Consider the following 2,828-nt stretch of genomic DNA (forward strand, 5'->3'; position numbering starts at 1 on the left):
CGCTATCGCGTGATGAGTGAGCTGTCTAATGCGCTGACAAACACAGGTGGAACCCCCAAACATAACGGAGAAATTGCGAATGGCACCTATATCGACAACCCGACAAGTCCGGGCGCTCAGTATTCTCAGGGTGTGATGGAGTCGGTGATTAGTGACAGTGGACAAGTATTTGTGCCAGTGATTATGAATGTATATGGGGCGAAAAATGGGATATGGTTAACGCCTACCTTTAAGCTGGAAATTGTCGATGCTAAAAACGTTGAAACGGGAGAAACTGAGGTATTTAATAAGGTGTATACACACAAGGAACTTCCTTCGATGTACGTACCTATTACAAAGGTGTCAGCAAAGCCGTCAATTGGTGTCAGGCTCGTTCAGGGTGAAGTTAAGACAAATACGTTATTTAATTGGAGTAATACAAGTGTGGGTGGCTACGATATAGGGGCGGTAACTGTACTGCAACCTATTGCTGGAAGAAAAACAGGCGATTATAGAGGATCAACATTTCCGACAGGAGAAATCAAATACACAGTCAAGCAAAAAGGGACCTATCAAATTGGAGCGAATCCGACACAAAATTTAGCCACTAGTCAATATAATGTGTTCGGGCTAATCGGTTCTGCGCCTGCAATTAATGATAGGGCGAGTGGCGAATGGACAAGCATAGATACGATTAATTTTGCTCAGCTCACCAAGCCTTTAAGTGTTCCTAATGCTAAAACTAAAAAGATATACACGTCACAACCAACACAAGATATTGAAAAGATAGGGATTTATGACTCGGGAGCGTTTACTCTAAAATCAAATACAGCCTCATTTGAAACGACTGTTTCAAATAAGTCATATGTAGGGGTTGTAAATCCATATACCTATAATATGACGGGAAATCGCACGCAGTCTGCGACCGATAAGAGCTTTTCTAGCTTAGAAATGGTTTTTTATTGGGATCGAAAAAAGACCAATGATTTAGCGTTAAAAAATAAGTGGACAAGATATGACATGAGTCTATATGTGGATACTGTTACTTATGATGGAATTACGACGACCAATTCATCTGAGATATCCTATCCAACTGTTGTAACGCCAACAGGGTCTTATAAGTCTACACCGGCGATAGGGGTAGAAGCCTATCCAGGAAAGTATTCTTCTGACGGGCATCGTTACTCAGGAGCAACCCCTGGTCAGGAAAGCTTAGCTAATAACTATGGGAATGCTCAATTATCGGAAGGGAATAAAGCCGTGTTTACAGATTATGCCTACTCTGGTGGTGGCAGTGCTTTGAAAGTTAAAGGATCTGAGCATCTTCATATGTGGGATCCAACGGGCTTTGAATATGACCCAACACGTAAGCCTACCATGGATACTTGGACATTGGTAAATGACGCAACTGTTTTCAGCTATGGTGTCGCTAAAAGTTTAGGAACATCCCCACCATATACCATGAAAGTAGGGCAGATTGATGCTATGAAGAAGCTATATAACTGGTATGATACGCCTCAAAAAGCATTGGCTACAGGGCAAATCAGTGCCGTAGTATCTTCCTCTAAGTTTGATTTTGATCCAAGTGTCTGGGGAGGAGCTTTACAAGTTGGCCCTTATGTTCCTGTTATTGTGCGAGCAAAAGCAGGCAATAAAACGCCTGCAGGTAAGCCTCTGGTCGTGTTAGCTGCTCATAAATTTATTGATGAAGCTGGAAAGATTGTTGATCAGACAATAAGCAGTGGACCTGTTGGTAAAAATGGTAATCCAGATAGTAGTTTGCTAGGTACTTATAAACCAACTGTTTATAATAGTTCAGGAACGCCTACATCCTATCCAATGGAATATTACAATCATATTGGGGAATCTGCGTACGTGAGGCCATTTGCTATTACAACAAAAACTAAGGTAAAAAAATCGTTGTATCAATCAAATGAAATTATTGACATTACCGTGACGGGTGTTACTTCAGGCAGTAAAGATATATCCTATGATGGTTCGCTTACAACTACCCTACCTAAAGGAATTATTTATAAGTTAGGAAGTTCAGTAAATGGATTGGGAGAAAGCTTATCAGAACCTGTCGTGGTGTCAAATTCAGATGAAACAACTACCTTGCGTTGGGAGTTTAAAAAGCTTCCCTTAAGTACGGGGGTAGAAGTTAATTTTCAAGCAGAGTCCGATTTTACTCAATTAACCTTTAAAGAAAGTGGTTATACAAACAATTTAACTGTGAAAACGATAGGTGAAATGTGGGTATCAGCTAATCCCGCATCGAAAGATACGAGTGCAGATAGTCTTAGATCTTCATCAGATTCTTTTATCGAAATGCTTATCCAACAAATCATTCTCAGTAAAACGGCCACTAAACCTGCCATTGAAGTAGGCGAAAAGGTCGATGCTAAAGCCCCTAGTGTGGATACGTCCATTACCTATAATATTAAGATGGTTAATGAAAGTGCCTCTGCAATTCCTAATTCGAAGCTCTTGGAGGTCTTGCCTTACACAGGCGATTCTCGTGGCACTAAATTCAGCGGTTCTTACACTGTGTCAGAGTTGAAGATTAACGATCCAACAGCGAAGATTTCGTTTACTAACGCTAAAACAGATGAAAAGACGGATCCAAGTAGTATCACAGGCTGGACCTCCTTTGTACCTGGGACAACGCCTATTGCCAGTCTCGCTAATGCGAAAGCCTTTCTTGTGTCACACGGCTCACTGCCTGTTGGGAAAAGCATTGAATTAACGGTGACCTTAAAACCAACAGGCCAAAAAGCAGGCGATGTGTTGGTTAATAACTCATCCATGAACTCAGATTTAAACCTTCCCGTCCACTCACAAACCGCGAT

The 2,828-nt window shown here is 41.3% G+C and carries 1 protein-coding gene; it reads left to right on the top strand.

The features are described 5' to 3' along the window. Positions 1-2,828, top strand: a 2,828-nt coding sequence (locus AC5KOD_RS02855) for a SpaA isopeptide-forming pilin-related protein (protein ID WP_496913027.1), incomplete at both ends; no start/stop codon positions are given.

The organism is Vagococcus sp. WN80Y (assembly GCF_059621045.1).